18 protein-coding genes and 1 tRNA gene are annotated in these 24295 nt (G+C 70.5%); 10 read left to right on the top strand and 9 right to left on the bottom strand.

What is annotated here, in order from left to right; translation table 11 throughout:
* Positions 1 to 214 precede the first annotated feature (214 nt).
* Positions 215 to 1543, top strand: coding sequence for a cyclopropane-fatty-acyl-phospholipid synthase family protein (locus PV364_RS21035; RefSeq protein WP_319661671.1), 1329 nt, complete (start codon positions 215 to 217; stop codon positions 1541 to 1543).
* 91 nt (positions 1544 to 1634) lie between these two features.
* Here PV364_RS21035 and PV364_RS21030 read toward each other — a convergent pair whose 3' ends face one another.
* Positions 1635 to 4136, bottom strand: a complete 2502-nt coding sequence (locus tag PV364_RS21030; RefSeq protein WP_319661670.1) for an ABC transporter permease — start codon at positions 4134 to 4136, stop codon at positions 1635 to 1637.
* A 41-nt stretch (positions 4137 to 4177) separates the two neighbouring features.
* Positions 4178 to 4948 (bottom strand): ABC transporter ATP-binding protein, encoded by a 771-nt coding sequence (locus PV364_RS21025; RefSeq protein WP_319661669.1) that lies wholly within the window; start codon positions 4946 to 4948, stop codon positions 4178 to 4180.
* Positions 4949 to 5313: 365 nt separating this feature from the next.
* Here PV364_RS21025 and PV364_RS21020 point away from each other — a divergent pair.
* Positions 5314 to 5399, top strand: a tRNA-Leu gene (locus PV364_RS21020).
* Between the two features lie 139 nt (positions 5400 to 5538).
* On the opposite strand, the gene PV364_RS21015 is transcribed toward PV364_RS21020, so the two are convergent.
* From PV364_RS21015 to PV364_RS21000, 4 genes are all read right to left on the bottom strand, one after another.
* Complete coding sequence (locus PV364_RS21015; protein WP_319661668.1) at positions 5539 to 9441, bottom strand: endonuclease/exonuclease/phosphatase family protein; 3903 nt, start codon at positions 9439 to 9441, stop codon at positions 5539 to 5541.
* A gap of 251 nt (positions 9442 to 9692) precedes the next feature.
* The gene (locus tag PV364_RS21010; protein ID WP_319661667.1) at positions 9693 to 10100 is read right to left on the bottom strand and encodes a hypothetical protein; all 408 of its coding nucleotides are present in this window, start codon (positions 10098 to 10100) and stop codon (positions 9693 to 9695) included.
* Between the two features lie 640 nt (positions 10101 to 10740).
* Positions 10741 to 11904 (bottom strand): acyltransferase, encoded by a 1164-nt coding sequence (locus PV364_RS21005; RefSeq protein ID WP_319661666.1) that lies wholly within the window; start codon positions 11902 to 11904, stop codon positions 10741 to 10743.
* Positions 11905 to 12141: 237 nt separating this feature from the next.
* The gene (locus PV364_RS21000) at positions 12142 to 12807 is read right to left on the bottom strand and encodes a class I SAM-dependent DNA methyltransferase (RefSeq protein ID WP_319661665.1); all 666 of its coding nucleotides are present in this window, start codon (positions 12805 to 12807) and stop codon (positions 12142 to 12144) included.
* 216 nt (positions 12808 to 13023) lie between these two features.
* On the opposite strand from PV364_RS21000, the gene PV364_RS20995 reads away from it, so the two are divergent.
* From PV364_RS20995 to PV364_RS20975, 5 genes are all read left to right on the top strand, one after another.
* Positions 13024 to 14712, top strand: coding sequence for an LCP family protein (locus tag PV364_RS20995; protein ID WP_319661664.1), 1689 nt, complete (start codon positions 13024 to 13026; stop codon positions 14710 to 14712).
* 225 nt (positions 14713 to 14937) lie between these two features.
* The gene (locus PV364_RS20990; RefSeq protein WP_415924585.1) at positions 14938 to 16287 is read left to right on the top strand and encodes a cytochrome ubiquinol oxidase subunit I; all 1350 of its coding nucleotides are present in this window, start codon (positions 14938 to 14940) and stop codon (positions 16285 to 16287) included.
* Positions 16287 to 17312, top strand: a complete 1026-nt coding sequence (locus tag PV364_RS20985; protein WP_319661662.1) for a cytochrome d ubiquinol oxidase subunit II — start codon at positions 16287 to 16289, stop codon at positions 17310 to 17312. The genes PV364_RS20990 and PV364_RS20985 overlap by 1 nt, the downstream gene beginning before the upstream one ends.
* Positions 17313 to 17849: 537 nt before the next feature.
* Positions 17850 to 19058, top strand: coding sequence for an alkaline phosphatase (locus PV364_RS20980; RefSeq protein ID WP_415924584.1), 1209 nt, complete (start codon positions 17850 to 17852; stop codon positions 19056 to 19058).
* 231 nt (positions 19059 to 19289) lie between these two features.
* Entirely contained in the window at positions 19290 to 20141 is an 852-nt protein-coding gene (locus PV364_RS20975; RefSeq protein WP_319661660.1) for a Bax inhibitor-1/YccA family protein, read from the top strand.
* A 76-nt stretch (positions 20142 to 20217) separates the two neighbouring features.
* Here PV364_RS20975 and PV364_RS20970 read toward each other — a convergent pair whose 3' ends face one another.
* Positions 20218 to 20448: a DUF4287 domain-containing protein gene (locus tag PV364_RS20970; protein ID WP_319661659.1), complete on the bottom strand. Its 231-nt coding sequence runs from the start codon at positions 20446 to 20448 to the stop codon at positions 20218 to 20220.
* A gap of 108 nt (positions 20449 to 20556) precedes the next feature.
* Between PV364_RS20970 and PV364_RS20965 the strand changes: the two genes are divergently transcribed.
* Positions 20557 to 20880, top strand: a complete 324-nt coding sequence (locus PV364_RS20965) for a hypothetical protein (protein WP_319661658.1) — start codon at positions 20557 to 20559, stop codon at positions 20878 to 20880.
* Between the two features lie 6 nt (positions 20881 to 20886).
* Here PV364_RS20965 and PV364_RS20960 read toward each other — a convergent pair whose 3' ends face one another.
* The gene (locus PV364_RS20960) at positions 20887 to 21696 is read right to left on the bottom strand and encodes a hypothetical protein (protein WP_319661807.1); all 810 of its coding nucleotides are present in this window, start codon (positions 21694 to 21696) and stop codon (positions 20887 to 20889) included.
* Positions 21697 to 21925: 229 nt separating this feature from the next.
* Positions 21926 to 23146, bottom strand: coding sequence for an acetyl-CoA C-acetyltransferase (locus PV364_RS20955; protein ID WP_319661657.1), 1221 nt, complete (start codon positions 23144 to 23146; stop codon positions 21926 to 21928).
* A gap of 194 nt (positions 23147 to 23340) precedes the next feature.
* Here PV364_RS20955 and PV364_RS20950 point away from each other — a divergent pair, with 194 nt between their 5' ends.
* Complete coding sequence (locus PV364_RS20950) at positions 23341 to 23781, top strand: helix-turn-helix transcriptional regulator (RefSeq protein ID WP_401978014.1); 441 nt, start codon at positions 23341 to 23343, stop codon at positions 23779 to 23781.
* Positions 23782 to 23875: 94 nt separating this feature from the next.
* Entirely contained in the window at positions 23876 to 24286 is a 411-nt protein-coding gene (locus PV364_RS20945) for a VOC family protein (RefSeq protein WP_319661655.1), read from the top strand.
* The last annotated feature ends 9 nt before the right edge of the window (positions 24287 to 24295 follow it).

Here is a 24295-nt window from a genome sequence, read left to right as displayed (position 1 = left end):
GCCGCCGGGCCGAAGGGCTCGTTCACCCGTTACAGCCGAAGGGCGTCCGCCATCCGTGGGGCGGGCGCCCTTCGGCATGCCCGTGTCCTGGCCGTGCACACTGCAAACGTGAGATGGGTAGGGGAGAACTACGTTTCCGGGAATGTGGTTGTACTCCACATCTGTTTTCCCTGCGCAGTGGACCCGTCTTCATGGAGGCACGGAGGTACGCGCCATGGCCGATACGGCCGGACGACTGACCGCTCTCGCCAAGCAAGCGCTCGGCGTTCCCTTCCCGCTGCGCATCCGCGCGTGGGACGGCAGCGAGACCGGGCCGCCGGACGCGCCGGCCCTGGTCGTCAGGCACCGCAGGGCGCTGCGCCGGATGCTGTTCAAGCCCGGCGAACTGGGCCTGGTGCGTGCGTGGGTGGCCGGTGAACTCGACGTGGACGGCGACCTGTACGAGGCGCTGCACCGGCTCGCCGGGGTCGTCTGGGGCCGTCCGCCGGAGGAGGGCGAGCCGGCCTACCGACGTCTGCTCGCCCGGCTGCGCGACCCCGGGACCGCCCTGATCGCCCGCGAGGTGCTCTCGCTCGCCGGCCCCGGACTGCCCCCGCCCCCGCCGCCGGAGGAGGTCCGCAGACGCGGCGGCGTGCTGCACAGCCCGATCCGCGACCGGCAGGCCATCAGCCACCACTACGACGTCGGCAACGACTTCTACGAGCTCGTGCTCGGCCCGTCCATGGTCTACTCCTGCGCCTACTGGGAGGGGCCCGACGCGACCCTGGAGGACGCCCAGGAGGCCAAGCTCGACCTGATCTGCCGCAAGCTGGACCTGAAGCCCGGACAGCGGCTGCTGGACGTCGGCTGCGGCTGGGGCTCGATGGTGATGCACGCCGCCGAGCGGTACGGGGTGCACGCCACCGGCGTCACGCTCTCGACCGAGCAGGCGGCGTACGCCCGCAAGCGGGTCGCCGAGGCCGGGCTCACCGACCGCGTCGAGATCCGCGTCCAGGACTACCGGGCGGTCAACGACGGCCCCTACGACGCGATTTCGTCGATCGGCATGGCCGAGCACGTGGGCCGCGAGCGCTACCTCCAGTACGCGGGCATCCTGCACGGGCTGCTGCGGCCCGGCGGCCGGCTGCTCAACCACCAGATCGGCCGCCGCCCGTGGGACGACGAGGACGCCTACCACGTCGACGAGTTCATCGACCGGTACGTCTTCCCGGACGGCGAACTGGCCCCCGTCGGCTCGACCGTCGCCCGGCTGGAGGACGCGGGCCTGGAGGTCCGCGACGTGGAGGCGATCCGCGAGCACTACGCCCTGACCCTGCGCGAGTGGGTCGCCAACCTGGAGGCGAACTGGGACGAGGCCGTGCGCCTCGCGGGCGCCGGGCGGGCCCGGGTCTGGCGGCTGTACATGGCGGCCTCGGCGCTGGCCTTCGAGCACAACCGCATCGGGGTCAACCAGATCGTCGCGGTCCGCACCCGGGAGTCGGGCGACTCCGGGATGCCGCGCACCCGGGCCGAGTGGCTCGGGTACGGCGGGCAGGGCGGGTAGGACCGGTACGGCGTACCGCGGGGCGGGGGTCACCGGACCTCCGCCCCGCGGCGCGTCGGCGTCCGGCCGCCGGCCGCCGCCCGCCGGCCGGCTATTCGGCCTTGATGGCCTCCAGCATGTTCAGCCGGGCCGCCCGCCGGGCCGGCCACAGCGCGGCCAGCAGGCCCACCACTGCGGCGATCGACAGGAACACCGCGATCCGGTCCCAGGGCAGGACGATCGCGTAGCTCGGCAGACTGGGCCTGATCAGCCCGCCGACGGCCCAGGCCAGGAACACCCCCAGGCCCGTGCCGAGCACGGCGCCGAACAGGGAGATCAGCAGGGACTCCAGCCGGATCATCCGCTTGACCGCGGTCCGGTCCAGGCCGATCGCCCGCAGCATGCCGATCTCGTGCTTGCGCTCGAAGACCGACATCGCCAGCGTGTTGATCACTCCCAGCACCGCGACCAGCACCGCCATCGCGAGCAGTCCGTAGAGGATGTTCAGCATCAGGTCGATGGTGGAGCTGAGCTCCCGGGAGATGTCCGCCTTGTCCTGCACCTTGATGACCGGGTTCTCGCCGAGCGCCTTCACCAGGGCGTCGCGGTTGGCCTCGTCGGCGCCGCCGGCCATCTTCACCAGCACCCGCATGTCCCCGGCCTTCGGGGTGTGCGGGGTGACCGTGGCGTTGTCCATGATCACGCCGTTGATGAGGTCGCCGCCCTGGTAGACGCCGCCGATCGTCAGCCGCCCCTTGGTGCCGTCGTCGTAGCGCACCGGCAGGGTCTGCCCGGGGTGCCAGCCGCGCCGCTTCATCGTGTCGGAGTCCACGACCATCGAGGAGCCGTGCACCGCCGCCACGGAGCCCCGGGTGAAGTCCAGCGCCAGCAGCCGCGCGATCTGGGGCGCGTCGACGCCGGTGATCCACTCGTCCTCGCCGCCGAGCTCGGTGTGCGCGTCCCGCACCGCACTGGAGACGGTGACCGCGTCGAGGCCCGCGACCCGCTCGGCCACCTCGGGGGAGAGGTTCCGGCCGGTGGCCATGGTGACCTGGTAGTCGGACTTCAGGTGGGCGGCCGCCAGTTCGTCCACGGTGGTCTTGACGGAAATGGCCACCACCGTGAGGGCGGTGATCAGGGTGAGCCCGATCATCAGCGCCGACGCGGTCGCGGCGGTCCGCCGCGGGTTGCGCACCGAGTTCTGCCGGGCGAGCTTGCCCGTGATGCCGAAGGGACGCAGCAGCGGCCCCGCCGCGGCGACCACCGGCCGGGACAGCAGCGGGGTGAGGACGAAGACGCCGATCAGCAGCAGTCCGGCGCCGCCGCCCAGCACCATGTTGCCGTTGTCCTTCATGCCCGAGCCGGCCAGCACCAGGACGACGCCGGCCGCCGAGAGCAGCGCCCCGAGGGTGTTGCGCAGGAGCAGGCCCTTGACCGTGGACGGGGCGTGCACACTGCTCATCGCCGCGACCGGCGGGATCTTGGCGGCGCGGCGGGCCGGCAGCCACGCGGCGAGCATGGTGACGCCCACGCCGACCGCGAGCGCCGCTCCCGCCGTGCCCGGCTGCACGGCCAGCGCGCCGTCGGGCAGTTCCGCCCCGGCCGAGCCGAGCACCGCCCGCATGACGGCCGCGATGCCGATGCCCAGCAGGAACCCGGTCACGCCGGCCACCACGCCCACGACGAGGGCCTCGGCCAGTACCGACCGCGTGACCTGCCGGCGGCTCGCGCCGACCGCGCGCAGCAGCGCCAGCTCCTTGGTGCGCTGCGCGACCAGCATCGTGAAGGTGTTGGCGATGATGAAGATGCCGACGAAGAGCGCGATCCCGGCGAAGCTGAGCAGCGTGGTGTTGAAGCTGCTGAGGTCGGAGGCGATCTGCCGCGCCTCGTCGTCCGCCAGCTTCCGGCCGGTGGTCGCGGAGGCGTCCTTGGCGTAGCGCGGCAGCAGCTTCTCGATGTCGGCCTTCAGCGTTGCCTGCGCCGTGCCGGGGGCCGCCTTGACGTCGATCTCCTCGTACGTGCCCGGTTTGCCGAAGAGCTTCTGGGCGGTGGCGGTGTCGAAGAGCACCAGGCTGCCGCCCGCGGCGACGTTTCCGTCGTCGGTGGTGAAGACGCCGGTGACCTTCTGCGGCATCACCGGCCCGTCGATGGACATCCGGACGGTGTCGCCGACGGTGTAGCCCGTCCGCTCGGCGGTCCTGGAGTCCAGCGCGATCTCGGAGGAGTCCCGCGGGGCGCGGCCCTCGCGTATCGGATAGCGGTCCGCTCCGGTGTAGTTGCCGCCGCGGGTGGACCAGCCGTCGCCGACCAGCCGGCCCTGCTTGTCGGCGACGGCGGTGAAGCCGGTGACGGTCGCGGTGGTGGACCCGGCGCCGGGCAGCCGGCCGATCTCGTCCACCAGCCGCTGGGGGAGCGGGTGGTCGGGGTCGCCGTAGGTGACGGCCACCGACACGTCGGCGTAGCTCCTGGCCGAGGCCTTGCGGAGGGCGTTGCCTATGGTGTCGGTGAACACGAGGGTGCCGGAGACGAAGGACACGCCGAGCATCACGGCGAGCACGGTCATCAGCAGTCTGGCCTTGTGCGCCAGGACGTTGCGCAGGGCGGTACGGAACATGGCAGGTGGGGTCTCTCGGTCGGCTCGGTGGTGGCGGACGGTCAGCTCGTGCGGCCCTTGGCGTCGAAGCGCTTCATGCGCTCCAGCACCGTGTCGGCGGTCGGGCCGTGCAGCTCGTCGACGATCCGCCCGTCGGCGAGGAAGACCACGCGGTCGGCGTAGGAGGCCGCGACCGGGTCATGGGTGACCATGACGACGGTCTGGCCCAGTTCCCGCACGGAGTTGCGCAGGAAGCCGAGGATCTCGGCGCTGGAGCGGGAGTCCAGGTTGCCGGTGGGCTCGTCGGCGAAGACGATCTCTGGCCTGCTCGCCAGTGCCCGGGCCACCGCGACCCGCTGCTGCTGGCCGCCGGACAGCTGCGAGGGGCGGTGCTTGAGACGGCCGGCCAGACCCACCGTCTCCACGATCCGGTCCAGCCACTCCTTGTCGGGCGTGCGGCCCGCGATGTCCATCGGCAGGGTGATGTTCTCGGCGGCGGTGAGCGTCGGCAGCAGGTTGAACGCCTGGAAGATGAAGCCGATCTTGTCCCGGCGCAGCTTGGTGAGCTGCTTGTCCTTCAGCCCGGACAGTTCGGTGTCGCCGATCCGCGCCGACCCGGAGGAGACCGTGTCCAGCCCCGCCATGCAGTGCATCAGCGTGGACTTGCCGGAGCCGGACGGCCCCATGATCGCGGTGTACTCGCCGGCACGGAACTCCACGGAGACCGCGTCGAGCGCGACGACGCGGGTCTCGCCCTCGCCGTAGACCTTGCTCAGATCGGTGGCCTGTGCGGCCGTGGCCGTGGCAGTCGGGGTTGCGGTGGTGGTGGTCACGGCAGGCTGCTCCTGTCGGAAACGCTGGGGGAGTTCGGACTCCGTCCATCGTCCCGGCGGTAACGGCCGCGGTAATCCGTCCCTGACCTGGTTCCGGGGGCAGTCCCGAGAGGTACCCGGGGACCCCCGGGTCATACCAGGGGATGACACCCACCCCGAGGCGCCGCCTCTGGGGCGGAACTATTTCGCGTCATATGCAGGGGACACCGTCCGCGCCGGGGACCGCCCCGGGCCTGTGGTTTCGTTGCGCCGCCCCTGATCTGATGGATCGTCAGAGAGCAATAGAATCAGACAACATGACGAATCCGGGGCCTCTTCCCACCCACCTTCCCGGATAGGCTCGTGCTGCGCTCTCGCGCCGCCCTGCCCGGATGGTGGAATGCAGACACGGCGAGCTTAAACCTCGCTGCCCCTTGCGGGCGTACCGGTTCGAGTCCGGTTCCGGGCACCACCTCTCTCCGCGGCGCCGCGATCGGTTCCCTAGCAGTCGCGGCACTCGGTGGGGTCCGAGTGCCGCGACTCCTTCGTCCCCGCGCGCATCAGCGGCGGCACTCACCTTCGGACGGGCGTCGGATCATGTCCGCCCGTCGTCACTTGGTGGCGGACCGCAGGGACCACAGTGCTACCGGGATACCGGGCGAGAAGGCGCGGACGGTCAACTGGGCCCACTCCGCTCCATGCGCGAGGTAGAGGCGGTCGTCGGCCGTGGTGTGATTGCTCAGGAAGACGCCGCCGTCGGTCGGCGTCGCACACCACAGGTAGCCGTCGTCGTTGCCGCGAAACGTGCTCAGCGTGACCGCGCTGTCGTCGCGTGGCTCCTCTGGGTGGCCCGATGTCGAGTTGATGTACTTCCCGTCGTAGGCAAGGTAGTAGCACTCGTCCTCGCCGGTTCGGCCTGCGGGGATCGTGATGAACCGCTGCTGAGGTTCATCGGCGTCCGGGGTGAGGATCACCGGCAGGTCTCCCTCCTCCAGGTCGTCGATGTTCAGCACCAACGAGTTCGTCCCGGCATCCTGCAGGGCGATCTCGTTGACGTCCGTGGCCTGGGCCGGCGTTTCGAGGAACCAGCGCTGGCCGGCGGAGCCGTCGAAGTCCCGTCCCGCGAGAGCCTGTCCGCGGTTGACAGCGGTGAGGAATTGACCGGTGACGTAACTGTGAAGCGTCCAGGTTCCGTCGCCCTGATAGACCGGTGCCCAGAGTTGATCGGCGGCTTCAGTCGGCCACAGCACCACGCGCGCGTCGCGGGCACCGCCTTCCTGCCCCAGGTAACGGCCGGCGAGTGGCGCCGCGGCGTGGATCAGCCGGTAGTAGCCGGGGAACTCGGGCACGGGAGAGAGGCTGAAGGTCTGCATCGGTACGTTCGCCTGATTGATCGGCTGGTCGCTGACCACGTTGCTGCTGCCGGAGGGGCCCGCCACGTTGGTGGTGCCGGCGTTGCGCATCACGGCATTGACCGGCGGGACCGGTATTCCTGCCTGGTCGCCGGGTTGCGGCTGGTCCGGCAGGTCGACGAGATCGTAGAGGACGGGGTAGTGGTCCGATGTCGTCAGGTTGTCGATCCGTGCGATTCCATTGACCGTGGGACCTGCGTTGGGTCCGGTCGGCGTCACCGCGTAGTCGAGGGTTCGCGGGGGCCCGCCCTGCGTCGTCGGATGGGTGGGAACCGATGGGGCCCATACGGTGAACGTGTTGGGGTTCTGCGCGTTGAGAGCGGTTTGCAGTGAAGTGTCCGTTCCGCCGTCCGACGGTGCGAAGGGGGCCCGGTTGTAGTCACCGAGGGCGATCCACGGCACCGCCGTCTGACCGGGACCCGCTTGGGTCATCCGCCCCCGGATGTTTTCCAGCAGTTGGGGATCGTCGTTGCCGCTGCCCGAGAGCCCGTGGACCGTGAAGTAGAAGACTCCGCCGATGTTGACGCCGAGCGCGGGTCGGCTGTCGAAGAACCCGGACCTGATGACGCGGACGTTGCTCTCGTCCACTCGTTCACGCGTCCAAATGGCCAGGTTCACCCGGCCCGGCGGACTCGTTTCGTTGGTGTCGGTGTGCAGCCAGTACAGGTAGCCCTGCGGACGGGCGTACGTCCCGCCGACTCGGTATTCCTGGACCGGGATGACGTAGCCGAGACTGTCCCAGTACTCGATCCTGTCGTTGGCGATGGTTCTCAGGGGGTGGGCGGACGGCGGCGGCGAGCCGGCCTCCTGGAGGAGGATGATGTCGGCGTCGTTGTCGTTCGCCAGTCGCATGAGGTCCACGCTGTACTTGTTGCTGTTGGCGCCGGCGGTGTTGGCGCCCTGCATGTTCCAGGTGATCACCTTGCGGCGCTCGTTCTGACGGGGGTCGATCCCGCCACCGGTGTCGCGCAGGAACAACGACGACCGATTGCCCACGGAAAGGTTCACCACTCCCTTTCCCTTGTAGTCCAGGGTCTCCCGCCCGGTCCAGTCCGGAATCGGCTGGCCGTCCTGACTCAGTGGGCGGAACCGATGGGGGGCGTTGTTGTCCGAGCCGAACTCAAAGGCCGTGCCGCCCTGGGCACCGGCACTGCCGGCCGAGTACGGCGCATAGGGCTCGAACGGCCCGCCCGGCGTGGTCTGCTTGATGAGCGTGTTGTTGTAGAAGACGTTCTGCGGTCCTGAGGACCCCGACCACTTGACCGCCTTGGGGCCGGCCGCCCACCAGATCGGGTGCCAGGTACCGTCGTCGATCTCGCCGCCCTCTCCGCCGCAATTCGTCTGGCAGTTGGCCGAGCGGTGCTCATAGGGGACTCTCACCGTGTTCTGTTCGAACAGGTTGTTGTGCTCCCAGCCGCCGTGCAGGTTCAGATCCGAATCGAGGTCGTTGCGGAAAGCGACGTTGCCGCTGGCCGACCACTGGAAGGTGAAGTGACGCAGGTTGCGGCTGAGGTTGTACGCCCACAGCGAGTCCCACACACGGCTGCCCCGCAGGTAGCCGTTGCCGCCCTTGCCCTTGTTCCACGCGCCGTCGAAGCTGTTCCGCTCGATCTGCAGGTTGCGGGCGTTCTCGGTCACGATCGGATGCGAACCGGTCATGGTGGCCTTGAGCCCACGCGCCCAGCTGTTCGCGGCCCACTTGAAGACGATGCCGTGCATCGCGTACTCGGGCGCCATGTTGCCGTAGTTGTGCACGGCCTGGTCGGGAGAGAGCTGGTAGGTGCCGCCGCCCAGCTTGGGCAGGCCGTTCATGTCCTGCGTGAAGGCGAAGTCCTCGAATCCCACCCCCTCGACCACCTTCAGAGGGGTGACCTTGCTGGCATACGGGGTGGTGCCCAGTGAGTCGGACCCGTCCGAGGTCGAGTCGACGGGCAGGTCCCACTCCAGGGGGCGGTCCAGTCTGATGGTCTTGGCGGTGCTGTCGACAGCGGTGACCCGGAACATCTGCTGGCGCATGTGGAGGTTCTCCATCGCGGCCCGGTCCGTCACACCCTGCTGTTCGTAGAACTTGACGCTGTTGGCCGCTCCCACCCAGGCATAGCCGCCCAGGGTGAACGCCTTCATGTCGGCCTTCGAGTTCAGCTGGACGATGTTGTCCCCCTGCCTCGCCGAGAACCCCGCGTCGTCGGTTCGGGCGGCCACCTTGATGCCGGAGACCCAGTGCTGGTTGACACTGCCTTCGAAGAGGTCCTTGCGATTGACCGGGGCCGCGGCGAAGTCGTCCTTGTAGCGATCCGCCACGTCTCGGGTCTGCACCCGGAACATGCCCCGCCCCGGCCATATCCAGCCGCCCGTGCCGATGTCGCTGCCGCTGCCGGCCGCCATGCCGTCCTGGTCCCAGCGGCCGTTGACGAGCGCGTCGTAGCGGGTATTGACGTCGGGACGGAACACGAGCTTGGTTCCCCCGTCGCCGGAACCCTTCCCGCGCATGATCAGGAAGCTGGCGTCGACGTACATCTGCCGTGACACATCGATACGTCCGGCCGGCAACTCGATCAGTGACAGCCGGTGGAAGTTGGCGCTCGGTGAGCACTGGCTCTTGATGTCGTCGATGGCCTTCTGCAATCCAGTGGTGTCATCGATGCCGTCGTTCGCGATGACTCCGTACTTGCCGGAGAGGAGTTCCGGGGTGATGCGGCAGCCGGGATCGTCGGTCATGTCACCGGCCCCGGGCAGCTCCTGGCCGCCCAGGTAACCCACGCGCGACCAGTCCGGCAGACCAGCGGGCGGGCCCGTGCGGTTGGCGTGGCCGAGCTCCGGTCCGGCCGCTCCGGGTCCGGCTGCGACCGCGGCTGCTGCCGGTGTCCCTGAGGCAAGGACCGGCAGCGAGATGGAGAGCAGCAGGCCGGTCACTAGCGCGGCCACTGGTCGAAATTTTCTCACTTGACTCTCTTTTGTGTCATTTACTGTTCGCGGTGGAGGGTGTGCCCGGTCAGTGCCGAGCGGGGCCACCACCGAAGCCGTGCGGTCGCAGAGCCCTCGGCCGCTGCCGACAGTCGGGTGCGCAGGGCACTGCCGCCGCGCACGCAGCGGTCCCGGCACCGACGTGAGACGACGGTGCCGGGACCGGGGCCATCCTGATGCGCCGCCCAATGAGCCCTCGAGCACTGCGGTGTTCAGTACTCAGGTCAGGGCAGCCGGAACGGTGACTGCCTGCGTGCAACGGATAGGCAGAGCGAGCGGGTATCCGGTGCCCGGTATCCAGCAGGAACGACGCAGCGTTGTTCGCGCTGCTTCACACAGTGCCGTGTCCGGGGGTCGCCGCCACGGCGGCGAGCTGTGACCCCACGGCATCAGTACCTGTAGTAGTGCGAGGCCCCTCCGTGCAACTCGGTGGTTCCTTCGGCCGCGAACCCTATACCCGACTTACCGTCGTAGAACGTCTCGTACTTGCGATCCGGGCCGATCACATCGAACGTCCCGCCGGTGGTGTTGTAGTGCCCGACCATCCAAATGAGGCTGGGGTGGCTACCGGTGGGCATCGGACCCCACCAGCATGCGGCGCCCGGGTTGAGCGTCGGGCTCAGAGTGCGGGTGGCCCCATGCTCGTCGGAGTACTCAAGGTGGACCTTGTAGTTCCCCCAGGGGCACAGCTGCACCCAGCCGTCCTGGATGCTGGATGCCGACGCGGGCGCCGTGGAGGCGACGGAGAAACCGGCGACCAGAGCGGCTGCGACGAAGGGGGAAGCGATTGCACTCAAGATCTTCTTGGGGTTCATTGCCTTCTCTGCGTTGTTCTTGCGTGGGCTTTCGCCGACGTCGGTGCGCTACTGCGGAGCGCATCTGAGTGGCGCGGGCGAAGTCGCGTGAAACGCGATGCGCGTCTCGCACGTTGATGCGCCTTGTCCATGAAGAAGATAGTCAAATCTTCAACCAGTTCATAGAATGTGTGCGCCGTCTTTGCTCCGGTGCCAACGGCTCAAGGCGCGGGTGTCCCATTTCCGTCTGCGTCGGCGGGGAAAGCGTCGGTGGGCCGTGTGGCCGGCGTGCCCTGGCATGGTGGGGCCGCAGAATTTCCGCCCGACGTGGCGGAGGGTGCGGCGGCTGTGCGTGGCGAAGGCCTGGAGGTGAGCCCCAGGCAGGGGACTGCCGGGCCCGCCGCTCGGGGGCCTCGATATGAGACGGCGTCTTCCAGTCGGACGTTCAGGGAAGGGTTGACCACGCGTAAGCACCCGCCCGGATCCGGGTTTCCGCCAAGACCGCGGTACGGAGCCGAGGCGGGAATTCCGATGGGCTCGGCAGCCGACTGCCGAGCCCAACGCCCGCCGGGGGCCCGGGGTGCGCCCGGGCCGTGCTCTTACGGGCGCACGGTGGTGCGGTGAGCACCGTCGTACCGGGTGGTCACCGCGCCGGGTGGAGGTCGGGGCCACCGGCCGGGAGGGGGCGGTCCAAGGTGCGCTTGAGGCGGCGCGCGAGCGGCTTCTCGGCGAGGACGTGGAGCAGCCAGGCGAGCACCAGCATCGCGGCCGTGGTAATCGCGAGGGTCGCGACGGGGCCGAGATGGTCGTGCAGTCCGTAGATCACCAGGTGGCCGATGCTCTCGTGCACCAGGTACAGCGGATAGGTCAAGGTGCCCGCGAAGGTGAGCCGGCGCCAGTTGACGTGGCGGAACCGGCCGAGGGCGACCCCGGCCATGACGGCGAAGCACAGGGTGACCACGGCGGAGGCCACGCCGCCGGAGAGATGGGTGTGGATCATCTTGCTGAAACGTTGCGTCTCGGCGACCACCGTCTCCTGGGCGATGAGCCAGGAGACGCCGACGATTCCCCACGCCACCGCGTGGGAGCCGAAGCGGTGGATCAGGTAGAAACCGATGCCGGCGATGAAGTAGGCGGAGTACTGCGGTACGAGCAGGTTGTTGAGCAGCCTGTCGTTGGCGGCGTGCGTGATGACGGTGCCGACGGTCCACAGGCAGCAGAAGGCGACGGTGCTGCGGTAGGTGACGCCCTTCCAGACGACCAGGGCGAAGAGCAGGTAGAAGCGCAGCTCCACCCACAGGCTCCAGAAGACACCGCTCACGTCCGGCGTGCCCAGCGGCTCATGGAGCATCGTGAGGTTCAGCAGGATCTGGTGGATGCCGGGGCGGTCGGTCACTACGGGGAAGGCCGTCAGCGCGGCGCTGATCAGCACGATGGCCGCCCAGTAGGCGGGGTAGAGCCGGGTGATCCGGGAGCGGAGGAACTGCCCCAGGCCGCGGCCCCAGGCGCTCATGCAGATCACGAACCCGCTGATGAGGAAGAAGAACTCCACGCCCAGCCACCCGTAGTCCGAGACCGGGGTCCATGCCGGAAGGACCTCGCGGCTCGGCTGCCCCCAGGCGTCCGAGACGTCCGCGCCGCGGGAGAGGTAGTGGAAGAGCAGGACCGACAGCGCGGCGATCAGCCGCAGTCCGTCCAGCGTGTGCAGGCGCTGCCCGCCGCGGCCCTGCTTGGCCTCGACTCCTGGCCGCGGGCCCGCCGCGGAGGCCGTCCCGCCGGTACCGGCGGATATGACAGCAGTGTCCACCGGAGTCACAGGGCACCGTTCCCCGCGGCGGCGGCGGCCCGGCTCCGCGCCGGTCGGCGAGAGGAACGTGGCGGACGTGCCGCCCATTCGACTCTGCTCATCCTTGTCCTTCCCAGTACGTCGACTCGGCCGCGGCAACCGAGGCCGGCCGCTGCATCGGGCGCCGACACTACCCACAGCTGCGGGTACGCCCGTGTCCGGGTCGTACGCACGGGGGGCTCCCGCCGCGGGGCCCGGCTAGGCGCCGCTCGCCGCCGGGGCCTTGCGGGCGAGCAGGTGGATCTCCCGGAACTGGCGCCGGTCGGTGGGCTGTGGCTCGCGGACCGTCCGGGCCACCTCGGTCAGTCCGCACGCGCGCAGCAGCGCGGCGAGGTGATCGGGCCACCACCGATAGGCCGGTGCGACGGCGTGGTCGAAGACCTGCGTCGGGTGGGCCTCGTCGTCGCTGGCCGAGAAGCCGACCAGGAGGTGGCCGCCCGGGGCCAGTACGCGGTGGAACTCGGCCAGGACGGCGCCGAGTTCCCGCGGCGGGGTATGGATGATGGACCACCGCGAGAGCACGCCGCCCAGCGCGGCGTCGGCGATGTCCAGCGCGGCCATCGACCCCACGTCGAACCGCAGGCCCGGATGGGCCCCCCGGGCCAGCGCGATCATGGCGGGAGAGGCGTCGACGCCGGACGGTGCCAGGCCCAGTTCGGCCAGGTGGGCGGTGACATGGCCGGGCCCGCACCCCAGATCGGCGATCCGGTCGTTGCCGCTCGCGCTCACGACTTCGGCGAAGGCGCTCAGGACGGCGCGGTCCAGGGGTCTGCCGCGCAGCTCGTCGCGGAACAGCTGCGCGTAGGTGGTGGCAACCGCGTCGTAGGCGTCGCGGGTGGTGCTGAGGGCATCGTGTCCGGCCATGCCCGCGACCGTAGCCGCCGGCGATCGGTCCCGTGCCCCCCTTGTTCGGCAAATGTGCGCCAGGGGTGAGAAGTTGACCGACTTCGAGCACAACCATGCGCGGTACTCGGATGTCTGAACGGATGTCCCTGGGACGGCAGGGGTGTCCGGGACAGGACAAACCACACTCGAGCGCCAGGGGCCGTGCCGCAGGCGCGGACGGAGGGCCCGACGACCGTGGACGCCCAGGACGGCCGGTACATCGACCCCGCGGACCAGTGGGTCCTCGACCCGGAGACCGGCACGTACCGGCTGCGGCTGGATCCCGGGGACGCCCCGGCCGCCACGGTGCCCCCGCAGGGCGGCCGCAGGGCGCGCCGCGGGGAACAGCGCTCCGTCCAGGCCCCCGCCCCGTCCCGGGAGGGCGGTCGCCGCGGTGCGGTGAAGCCGTCGCGCAAGGCCAAGCGCTCCACGAAGGGCAAGGTCCTGATGTGGACCGCGGGCACCCTCGGGTTCGTCCTGCTCGCGGGCAGCGCCGGCGCGTACTTCCTGTACCGGCACTTCGACGGCAACATCAGCACCGTGGACGTCGGCACGGCGGGCAACAAGCACGCCACCAGCCATGACGCGGTCAACATCCTGGTCATCGGGACCGACAGCCGGGTGGGCCTCAGCGGGAAGTACGGGGACTCCGACAACATCGGCCACGCCGACACCACCCTCCTGGTGCACGTGGCGAAGGACCGGTCGAACGCGACCGTCATGAGCATCCCGCGCGACATGATCGTCGGCATCCCGGCCTGCCCCACCAAGCAGAAGGACGGCTCCACCAAGACGATCCCCGCCACCGCCAGGGCCGACTTCAGCCCGCGCTTCAACGAGAGCCTGGGTCAGGCGGGCCGCGACCCGGGCTGCACGATGCGGACCGTCACGCAGATCACCGGCCTGTCGATCGACCACTTCATGATGGTCGATTTCGAGGCCGTGAAGACCCTGTCCACGGCCGTCGGCGGGGTCCCGATCTGCCTCACCCACGCCATCGACGACACCGACCCCAAGGGGCAGGGCTCCCATCTGAAGCTGACCGAGGGACCGCACAGGGTGGCGGGCGAACAGGCCCTGCAGTTCGTCAGGACCCGCCATTCGCTGACGAACGGCAGCGACCTGGACCGCATCCACCTCCAGCAGCAGTTCCTGGGCTCGATGATCCGCGAGATGAAGTCCGGCGACACGCTCTCCGACCCGGGCAAGCTGTTCAAGCTGGCCAACGCCGCCACCAGCGCGCTCACCGTGGACACCGGCATCGGCAGCGTCGCGAAGCTCACCGGCCTCGCGAAGGACCTGAGCAAGGTCGACCCGAAGAACATCACCTTCACGACACTGCCGGTCAAGGACAATCCCGCCGAGATCAAGTACCACGCGACGGTCGTGGTCGACGAGACCCGGGCGCCTCAGCTCTTCAGGGCCATCAAGAACGACGTCTCCCTGACCGGGTCCCCCAAGAAGAAGCCCGCGGCCGCCGACGCCAGGCTCCGCGGCCCGAAGGCGGACCCGTCGCAGGTCAGGGTCGCCGTCTACAACGGGGGCGGCCCGCAGGGCGCGGCGCGGACGACCCAGGAGTGGCTGCAGGGCACCAAGGGCGTCGGCCACGCGGGCAACGGCGGCAACGCGCCCGGCGCGAAGCAGCAGCGGACGTCCCTGACCTACGGCCCCGACCAGGCCGACCAGGCGCGGGCCCTGGCCGCGATGATGGGGCTGCCCGCCTCGGCACTGCGTCCCGGCACTGACGCCGCGGGCCCCGGCGCCGACATGACGCTCACCCTCGGTGCCGACTACCGGGGCGCGGGCGTCGCGTTCGCCGACCCGGACAAGCCGCCGGCCGACATCCAGACGGCGCGGGCCGACAAGAAGGAGTGCGTGGGCTGAGCCCGGCGGGGCGCCACCCGGTCCGCCGGTCCGCCGAACGGCCGAATCCCGGCCACCGGAGATGCCGTCACCTACTGTGTGTCACCACATAACCGGACGAATACCTCCAGGGTGATGCATGGTGACAGTCCACCGGTGGGGCCACTCGTGACCCCCGTCCTCGACGCCGTGCGGAGTCTCGCCGCCGCGGGGGACCCCGACCAGCTCCTGCCGGCGCGTCAGCAGATGGCCTTCACCCTGGGCTTCCACATCATCCTGGTGCCCTTCGGTGTCGCGCTCACCACGCTGATGCTCGTCGCGAACCACCGCGGACTGCGCCGCGGCGACCGGGACGCCCTGCTGCTGGCCCGGCGCTGGTCCAAGGTGGCCGCGGTGCTGTTCGCCGTGGGGGCGATCACCGGCACGGTCCTCTCCTTCGAGCTCGGCATCCTGTGGCCGGGCCTGATGGGCCGGTACGGAGCCGCCTTCGGCTTCCCCTTCGCGATCGAGGGACTCTTCTTCTTCCTCGAGGCGATCTTCGTGTCGATCTACATCTACGGCTGGGACCGCATGCCGCCGTGGGCCCACTTCTGGACCGGCGTGCCCGTGGCGCTGTCGAGCATCGGCGGCGCGGCCGCCGTGATCGCCGCGAACAGCTGGATGAACCAGCCCGGAGGGTTCACCCTGCGGGACAGCCGGGTGGTCGCCGTCCGCCCGGCCGAGGTCTTCTTCAATGGGGCCTTCTGGTGGGAGATGCTCCACATGCTGCTCGCCGCCTACATCGTCGCCGGCTTCGCGGTGGCGAGCGTCTACGCGGTGGGCATGCTGCGCGGCCGGACCTCCCGCTACCACCGGCTCGGGTTCCTCATCGGGTTCGTCACCGCGGCCGTCGTGCTGCCCTTCCAGATGGTTGTCGGGGACACGATCGCCCGGTACGTCTTCGAGGCGGAGCCCGCGAAGTTCGCGGCGATCGAACTCCTGCCGTCCACCGGCACCCACGTCCCCGAGACCCTCGGCGGCATCCTCGTCGACGGCGAGGTCCGCTACGGCCTGCCCCTTCCCGACGTGGCCTCGCTGCTGGCCGCGTTCCGCCCGTCCACCAGGATCGCCGGGCTGGACGCCATCCCGCCGGCCGTGCGCCCCTCCGACCAGGCCGTGAGCACCGTGCACCTGGCCTTCGACGTCATGGTCGGCCTGTCCTCCGTCCTGATGCTGCTGGTCGTGTGGTTCGCCTGGCTGTGGTGGCGGCACCGCAGCGTCGACGGCCGGCGCTGGTTCCTGCGGTGCTGCGCGGTCAGCGGCCTGGCCGCGGTGGCGTGCCTGGAGACCGGATGGGTCGTCACGGAACTGGGCCGCCAGCCCTGGACGGTCGTCGGGTACCTCCTGACCCGGGACGCGGTCACCACCCAGGGGAACCTGTGGCCGTTCTTCGGGGCCGTCCTCGCCATCTACGTGGCGGTCGGCGCGAGCGCCGTGGGGGTGCTGCTGTCGATGAAGCGCCGCTGGCAGGCCGAGGGCGACGACACGGTGGACGTCCCCTACGGCCCCGGTTCCGGCCCGGACCGCGCGGGCGTCACCGTGGGATCGGGGCAGTGATGCCCGAACTCGTCGCCGTCTTCCTGTTCATCGGCGTCATCGCCTACGCCGTGCTCGGCGGTGCCGACTTCGGGGCGGGCTTCTGGGACCTGACGGCGGGCGGTGCCGAACGGGGCAGGCGACCGCGCCACCTGATCGACACCTCGCTCGGCCCGGTGTGGGAGGCCAACCACACCTGGCTCGTGTACTGCCTGGTGTTCCTCTGGTCGGGCTTCCCCACCGCCTTCACCGCCATCACCACGACCCTCTACGTGCCGCTGGGGCTCGCGGCGCTCGGCATCGTCCTGCGCGGGGCGGGGTTCGCCTTCCGCAAGGCCTCCCTGCGCACGCCGGAACAGCGCGTGTACGGGGCCGCCTTCGCCCTGTCGTCGTTGCTGGCCCCGTACTGCTTCGGTTCCATCGCCGGGGGCATCGCCTCCGGACGGGTGCCCGCCGGCGGCAACGGGGACGCGATCACCAGCTGGCTCAACCCCACCTCCGTCCTCGGCGGAGTCCTGGCCGTCCTGGTCTGCGCCTACCTGGCCGCGGTCTACCTGCACGTGGCCGCCGGGCGGCAGCACGAGCCCGGCCTCGCGCGGTACTTCCGCGACCGGGCACTGCTCGCCGGCCTGTTGACCGGAGCCGTCAGCATCGCGGGCATCTTCGTGCTCCGGCACGACGCCCCCCGGCTCTTCCACCAGCTCAGCCACCGCGCGCTGCCCCTGGTCCTGGTCGCCGCGCTGTGCGGCGTGGCCGGCATGGTCATGCTGCGCGGCACCAGGACCTCGGGCCTGCGGGCGACGGCCGCCGCCGCGGTGGCCCTGATCGTCCTCGGGTGGGGTGTCGCCCAGTACCCCTATCTCCTCGGCACCCATGTGGAGATCCCCGAAGCGGCGGCGCCGAACGCCACCTTGTGGGTGACGGTCGGGGTCGCGATCGTGGCGGGGCTCCTGATCCTTCCCTCGCTCGTGCTCCTCTTCCGCCTGGCCGGCCGCGGCCGCCTCATCCCGGCCGACCACGCCTCCGCGGACCGCCCCGGCCCATGAGTCGTCCCGCCCCCGGTATGCGGCGGGCAAGGCCGCGGTAAAGCCCGTGGTGGCCGCGAGGTGGTGGCGTCCGCCCCGGCCGGGCCCCGCACCCGCACTCCGAGCCGCGCGCATCCGCACGCAGCCGTCGGCCGGCCGCCGGACTCCCGCCCGGCCGCCGTCCGGCACGCCAGGCGGCCGGCTCCCGGAGGCCGGACGTCAAGCCCCGCCCGCAGGGGCCGTGGTCCCCCACCCGGGCCGTGCCGGGGTGTGCCGGTCCCGTGCGCGCGGCGAGCGGCCGGCGCGGCGCCGGACCCGTCGGGGGTTCCTCCCGTGCGACCTGTACGGACAAGTGCGGGCCTGCTTCTTCACCAGTCCCTGGAGTTCTCGTTGTGTGCTGGTCATCTGCTTTTGGTCAACCTCCCCCCGGAGGCTCCTATGGTCGCGGTCAAGTAATGGGCAAGAACTTCAACGGAGGACGTTGTGTCCCTGGATGCTCGTAGGGCCCGGCGGTTCGCCGCTCCCGCGGCTGCTGCCATAGCCGCCGCGGTCGTCACGATGGTGGTCAACCCGACGCTGGGCGCTTCCGCCTCGGCGCCGCAGGCGGCGAAGGCCCCGACTGCCAAGAACGTCATCTTCATCAACGGCGACGGCATGGGCGCGGCTCTGCGCCAGGCCGCCCGTCTGCACTTCACGGGCCTGAACGGCCAGCTCGCCATGGACAAGCTCCCCGTCTCGGGCCAGCTGACCACCGAGCCGGACGACCCGAAGGCCGTCATCACCGACTCGGCCGCCGCCGCGACCGCGTGGGCCACGGGTGAGAAGACCTACAACGGCGCCATCAGCGTCGACGTGGACGGCAACCCGCTCGCCACCCTCGGCCAGCAGGCCAAGGCGGCCGGCAAGGCCACCGGCCTGGTCACCACCGCGCAGGTCACCGACGCCTCGCCGGCGGCGTTCTTCTCGAACACCGCCAACCGTTCGGCACAGGACGAGATCGCGCGCCAGTACATCGAGGTCAGCAAGCCCGACGTCATCCTGGGCGGTGGCGAGGACTGGTGGCTGCCCGCGGGCAGCGCCGGCGCGTTCAAGGACCAGCCCGTCGAGGACCCGTCCGAGGCGAGCAAGGGCACCAAGGGCGACCTCATCAAGAAGGCCAAGAAGGCCGGTTACTCCTACGTCACCAGCGCGGACCAGCTCAGCCGCGCCAAGGGCGGCAAGCTGCTCGGTCTCTTCGCCAACGAGGAGATGTTCCAGCAGCGTCCCGAGGGCCAGGGCGACGTGTACAGCCCGGTGGTCGGTCTCTCCACCATGACCAGCAAGGCCCTGAGCACGCTGGACAAGAACAAGAAGGGCTTCTTCCTCATGGTCGAGGAGGAGGGCACCGACGAGTTCGCGCACTCCAACAACGCCACCCGCGCCCTGCAGTCCATGCAGGAGCTGGAGAAGGCCGTGGCCGTGGCCCGTGCGTACGTCGCCACCCACTCCGACACCCTGCTGGTCGTCACCGGCGACCACGAGACCGGCGGCCTGGCCGTCGAGGAGTCGGACGCCGCCGACGAGTCCGGCACCGGCATCTCCACCGAGGACGGTCCGTTCAGCATCCGCGGCAGCGAGAAGAGCTTCTACATCGACTGGACCACCTCCGGTCACACCGGTGTGGACGTGCCCGTCACCGCGGCCGGCCCGCTGTCCGACCGCTTCACCGGCAAGCACGCCAACACCTACGTCTACGACGTGCTGCGCCAGGTCCTCGCGCGCCACTGAGTGACGCCTGACACGCCGACGCGCTGACGCGCCGACGACGGAGCCCCGGGGCGATCGCGCCCCGGGGCTCCTCCGTCGTCACGGCGCGTGTTTCACCCGCACGGCCCACTCCCGTAGGCGGCATCCGCGTTAAGAACGGAAGAAGATCCTCCTTGAGGACTAGACCGCCCGCTTTGCCATGCCATTACTCTTGGTGCGAAGCCGTATCGCGCGGCCATGGAGGAGTGACAGATGAGGAGCAGCAACCCGGTCTTCTCCCGGCGGGGGTTCTCCCGCGGCGAGGGCTACGCGGGCTTCGGTGGCGCTCAGCCGCAGACGCAGGGCAGCCCGTACGCGGGCGGGAACCCGTACGCCGGGACCAACCCGTACGACACGACGACCTACCAGGCCCCGCCCACCGCCCCGGCGCAGACCGGGCGGATGACGATGGACGACGTCGTCACCAAGACGGCGATCACCCTGGGCACGGTCGTGGTCGGCGCGCTGCTGGCGTGGTTCGTCCTGCCGGTCAGCCCGAAGAGCTATGCCCTCGCGGGCGGCGCCGGCCTGGTGGCCTTCGTCCTCTACATGGTCCAGATGTTCAAGCGCCGGCCGGTCCCGGGCCTCATCCTGGGCTACGCGGCGTTCGAGGGCATCGCGCTCGGCATCATCAGCGAGATGTACAACACGGCCTGGAGCGGCGCCCCCGTGCAGGCGGTGCTCGGCACCATGGCGGTCTTCGCGGGCATGCTGGTGGCGTACCGCACCCGGCTCATCCGGGTCACCCGGCGTTACTACCGCATCGGTATGGGGATCGCCATCGGCTTCCTCATCCTGATCGTCATCAACCTGATCGCCTCCGCGTTCGGCGGCGGTGACGGGCTGGGCCTGCGCAGCGGCGGCCTCGGCATCGCGGTCGGCATCATCGGCGTGCTGCTCGGCGCCTTCTTCCTCTCGCTCAACTTCAAGGAGATCGAGGACGGGGTGCGCTACGGCGCCCCGGCCAACGAGGCATGGTGGGCGGCCTTCGGCCTGACCCTCTCCCTCATCTGGATCTACCTGGAGCTGCTGCGCCTCATCGCGATCCTGCGCGGCGACGACTAGCCGAGCGGACACCGGCATTCAACGGGCCCCGGAGGCAGTGCCTTTCGGGGCCCGTTCGCATGTGCGGGGGAGGTCGCTAGCCGAGCCTTCTGGCGGCGCGCCTCAGGTCGTACTCGTGGACGATCGCCTTGGCGTGTCCGTAGGACAGGTCGTGCTCGCTGCGCAGCCAGCTGACCTTCTCCTCGAAGCGGAGGAAGGCGGGCCCGTCGTCGACCGTGCGAAGCCATTCGCCGATCTCGCGGCCGGTGCAGTTCGGGATGTGGGAGAGCAGGTTCCGGTGGGTCTCTTCAGAGAAGGTCTGGGACATCGGCGCCTCCGGTATGCGTTCCGGTCACCCCACCGTGCCTGAGGCTTCTCCCGATGGCAACAGTGCAACGCGCTCGGTTCTGTGTACGTACCGGGTAGGCTCCCGGCCGTGCTGGACTGTACGACGCTTCGCGAGGCCGCCGGGACCCTGGCCGGACGCTACCGCTCCCTGCCGCAGAGCAGGCTGCGCGGTGAGCCGGCGGCGGCGGGGCTCGCGCTCGCCCGTGAGCTGGCCGCGCGGGCGCAGCGGATCGAGTTCCCCGGGCGGGAGCCGCTGGTGATGCCGGACGACGGCATCTTCGCCGTCGGGGACCAGATCGCGGTGGCCGCGCACGAGCTCGCCGCGGCGCTGGAGCCGCGCCCCGACCTGGCGCGGGTACGCGACGAGGCCGTGGCCCGGATCCGGGACACGGCCTCGCGCTGGGGTCTGTAGGCGGGGTCAGAGGGAGGCGACCACCCGGTCGGCCAGGACGTACACCGACTCCTCGCCGAAGGTGAAGGTGAGCGCGTAGCCGCCGGCGACCGCGGAGCCGCCCAGCAGGACTGGGGACTCACCGCTGTCCAGGGCGTCGCAGAGCCGGTCCGCGGTCTCGCGGTCGCCCGGGGTCATGCAGAGCGTGGTGCCGTCGGCGAAGACGTACACGTCCAGCGTGCCGAGCGGGCCGGGCCGTACGTCGGCCAGCGGCATCCGCAGGTCGGCGAGCTCGCCGAGACGCTCGGCGGTCTGCTCCTGGTTGGCCACGACCGGGGCCGGCGCGGCGAAGTCCGGGTCGGAGGGGTGCCGGAAGGGCACCGGGCCGACGGGGCCGGACTCCAGGCCGGTCAGGTCCGCCTGGCGGGGCAGGAACGGGCCGTACGGCAGGACCTCGTAGTCCGCACCCGCGGCGCCCGTGCCGAAGCCGGTGCCGCCGAAGATCTGGACGTCGAGCTGGGCGTCGGCGACGGCGTCGCCCGCCTCGCCGGTGCCGTAGGCCAGGGGCGCCTCCTGCGCGGCCCAGAAGGCCCGCGCCTCGGCGAGCTCCCGCTCGCGCTCGTCGGCGAGGGCTTCCGCGACAGCGGTCCGTATGGCCTCGACGCCGGGGGTCTCCGCGGCCGTGCGCGCGGCCGGCACGGCGGCGTGTGCGGCAGTGGCCGCCGCCAGGTCCGTGCGCAGGGCGGCGACGTCACGACGGACGCCGCGCGTGGCGAACAGCGCGGCGGAGCCGGCGGCCACGGCGGTTGCCGCACCCGTCAGCAGGACGAGGAACATGGCGCTCACTGGCGTACTCCCGACTGTGCTTTCCCGAGCCTGGCCCCCTGTACACACCACTGTGCACTCAAATCCATGGCCTCTGCAGTGCGGAACGTCACGATATGAGTAGGTCCAAAGTCTGGCGACGGCCGAGTGCTGCACCCCTGACCTGGGCAAACGACCGCCCCCGGGGGAAGGTCACATCCCGGGGGCGGTTCGATTGCGACTTAGGACACGCGCGCGGGCGTTACGACAGACGTTCGATGACCATGGCCATGCCCTGGCCGCCGCCGACGCACATCGTCTCCAGGCCGAACTGCTTGTCGTGCCACTGCAGCGAGTTGATCAGCGTGGTGGTGATGCGGGCGCCGGTCATGCCGAAGGGGTGGCCGACCGCGATCGCGCCGCCGTTGACGTTGAGGCGGTCGATGTCGACGCCCAGGTCCCGGTAGGACGGGATGACCTGCGCGGCGAAGGCCTCGTTCATCTCGACCAGGTCGATGTCGCCGATGGACATCCCGGCCCGCTTGAGGGCCTGGCGGGAGGCCTCGACCGGGCCGTGGCCCATGATCTCCGGGGACAGGCCGGACACGCCGGTGGACACCACGCGGGCGAGCGGGGTGATGCCGAGCTCGCGGGCCTTGGTGTCGCTCATGACGACCAGCGCGGCCGCGCCGTCGTTCAGCGGGCAGCAGTTGCCGGCGGTGACGGTGCCGTCGGGACGGAAGACCGGCTTCAGGCCCTGCACCCCCTCCAGGGTGACGCCGGCGCGGGGGCCGTCGTCCTTGGAGACCACGCTGCCGTCGGGCAGCGTCACCGGGGTGATCTCGCGCTCCCAGAAGCCCTTCTTGATGGCTTCCTCGGCCAGGTTCTGCGAGCGCACGCCGAACTCGTCCTGCTCGGCGCGGGTGACGCCCTTGAGCGCCGCCAGGTTCTCCGCGGTCTGGCCCATCGCGATGTACGCGTCCGGGACCAGGCCGTCCTCGCGCGGGTCGTGCCATTCTCCCCCGCCCTGCCCGGCGCGGGCCGCGGTGCGGGCCTCGGCCTCCGCGAAGAGCGGGTTGTGGGTGCCGGGCATGCCGTCGGAGCTGCCCTTGACGAAGCGGGAGACCGTCTCGACACCCGCGGAGATGAAGACGTCGCCCTCGCCCGCCTTGATGGCGTGCAGCGCCATCCGGGTCGTCTGCAGCGAGGAGGAGCAGTAGCGCGTCACGGTGCAGCCCGGCAAGTGGTCCATGCCCATCTGCACGGCCACGATCCGGCCCAGGTTGTGGCCCTGCTCGCCGCCGGGCAGGCCGCAGCCGAGCATCAGGTCGTCGATGTCCCGAGGGTCGAGCTGCGGGACCTTCGCCAGCGCCGCCTGGACGATGGTGGCGGTGAGATCGTCGGGGCGCAGGTCCTTCAGGGACCCCTTCACGGCCCGGCCGATGGGGGAGCGGGCGGCAGAGACGATCACGGCTTCGGGCATCGCGACTCCTCGTCGAGGCGGCGTCGGAACGGCTGTACTCCTGGGGAAGTTACCTGTCCGTAGTGCACCCAGTCACCTCCTGTGCGCTGTGACACGGGCCTCTTTCTGAGCGCCCGCTTAGCCCGTGGCGGCCATGGGATGCTGTCCGGGTGAACTCCGAGGACCTGGTACGGCTCCGGCAGGCACGGGACGCGATGGACCGCGACTACGCGGACCCCCTGGACGTGCCCGCGCTGGCCCGCGGCGCCCTGATGTCCACCGGTCACTTCGCGCGCAGCTTCCGGGCCGCGTTCGGCGAGACGCCGTACAGCTACCTCATGACCCGCCGGATCGAGCGCGCCAAGGCACTGCTGCGGCGCGGGGACCTGTCGGTCACCGAGGTGTGCTTCGCCGTCGGCTGCACCTCGCTGGGGTCCTTCAGCACCCGTTTCACGGAACTGGTCGGCGAGAGCCCGAGCGCGTACCGCGCACGCGACCACGCGCACGGCGCGGCGATCCCGGCGTGCGTGGCCAAGATGTTCACCCGCCCCGTCAGGAACGGTGCGGCCGGCCCCTCCCGGGCCCAGGTAGTCGCCCCGCTCCCGGCCGGGGGAGTGGCCGCGTCGTCCGAGCGGGCCGGCCACGAGAACGGCTGACGGCTCCCCGTCGTGCGGCGCACACCGCACAGGGCGGAACCTTCCAGCCGCGGCCGGAGGAGCGGATGCGGCGTCAGGGCCTAGCGTGAGGCCCATGGACATCACGCTTTCACAGTGCTTCATCGCCGTCGACGACCATGACAAGGCACTCGCCTTCTACCGCGACGTCCTGGGCCTGGAGGTCCGCAACGACGTCTCCTTCGAGGGCATGCGCTGGGTCACCGTCGGCTCACCCGCGCAGCCCGGCGTCAGCATCGTGCTGGAACCGCCGCTCGCCAATCCCAACGCCTCGCCCGCCGACAAGCAGGCGATGTCGGAGCTGATGGCCAAGGGCATGCTCCGCGCCGTCATCTTCTCGACCCCCGACTGCGACGCGACCTTCGAGCGCATCAGCGCGGCGGGCGCGGAAGTCCTCCAGGAGCCGATGGACCAGCCCTACGGCGTTCGCGACTGCGCCTTCCGCGACCCCTCGGGCAACCTGCTGCGCTTCAACCAGCCCCGCTGAGGCCCGCCC

This window comes from Streptomyces sp. MI02-7b (genome assembly GCF_033793585.1).
Classification (GTDB): Bacteria; Actinomycetota; Actinomycetes; order Streptomycetales; family Streptomycetaceae; genus Actinacidiphila.
The sequence above is the reverse complement of the archived record's forward strand: the minus strand, read 5'-3'. Positions and strand labels throughout refer to the sequence as shown.

What these genes read in the sequence shown, in the direction of transcription:
- PV364_RS21000 (WP_319661665.1), bottom strand. Translation starts at nt 12,807, where the DNA reads ATGGCCGGACACGATGCCCTCAGCACCACCCGCGACGCCTACGACGCG.
- PV364_RS20985 (WP_319661662.1), top strand. Translation starts at nt 16,287, where the DNA reads ATGCCCGAACTCGTCGCCGTCTTCCTGTTCATCGGCGTCATCGCCTAC.
- PV364_RS21030 (WP_319661670.1), bottom strand. Translation starts at nt 4,136, where the DNA reads ATGTTCCGTACCGCCCTGCGCAACGTCCTGGCGCACAAGGCCAGACTG.
- PV364_RS20945 (WP_319661655.1), top strand. Translation starts at nt 23,876, where the DNA reads ATGGACATCACGCTTTCACAGTGCTTCATCGCCGTCGACGACCATGAC.
- PV364_RS20950 (WP_401978014.1), top strand. Translation starts at nt 23,341, where the DNA reads ATGGACCGCGACTACGCGGACCCCCTGGACGTGCCCGCGCTGGCCCGC.
- PV364_RS21035 (WP_319661671.1), top strand. Translation starts at nt 215, where the DNA reads ATGGCCGATACGGCCGGACGACTGACCGCTCTCGCCAAGCAAGCGCTC.
- PV364_RS20970 (WP_319661659.1), bottom strand. Translation starts at nt 20,448, where the DNA reads ATGTCCCAGACCTTCTCTGAAGAGACCCACCGGAACCTGCTCTCCCAC.
- PV364_RS20980 (WP_415924584.1), top strand. Translation starts at nt 17,850, where the DNA reads ATGGTGGTCAACCCGACGCTGGGCGCTTCCGCCTCGGCGCCGCAGGCG.
- PV364_RS20975 (WP_319661660.1), top strand. Translation starts at nt 19,290, where the DNA reads ATGAGGAGCAGCAACCCGGTCTTCTCCCGGCGGGGGTTCTCCCGCGGC.
- PV364_RS20960 (WP_319661807.1), bottom strand. Translation starts at nt 21,696, where the DNA reads ATGTTCCTCGTCCTGCTGACGGGTGCGGCAACCGCCGTGGCCGCCGGC.
- PV364_RS20955 (WP_319661657.1), bottom strand. Translation starts at nt 23,146, where the DNA reads ATGCCCGAAGCCGTGATCGTCTCTGCCGCCCGCTCCCCCATCGGCCGG.
- PV364_RS20990 (WP_415924585.1), top strand. Translation starts at nt 14,938, where the DNA reads ATGGCCTTCACCCTGGGCTTCCACATCATCCTGGTGCCCTTCGGTGTC.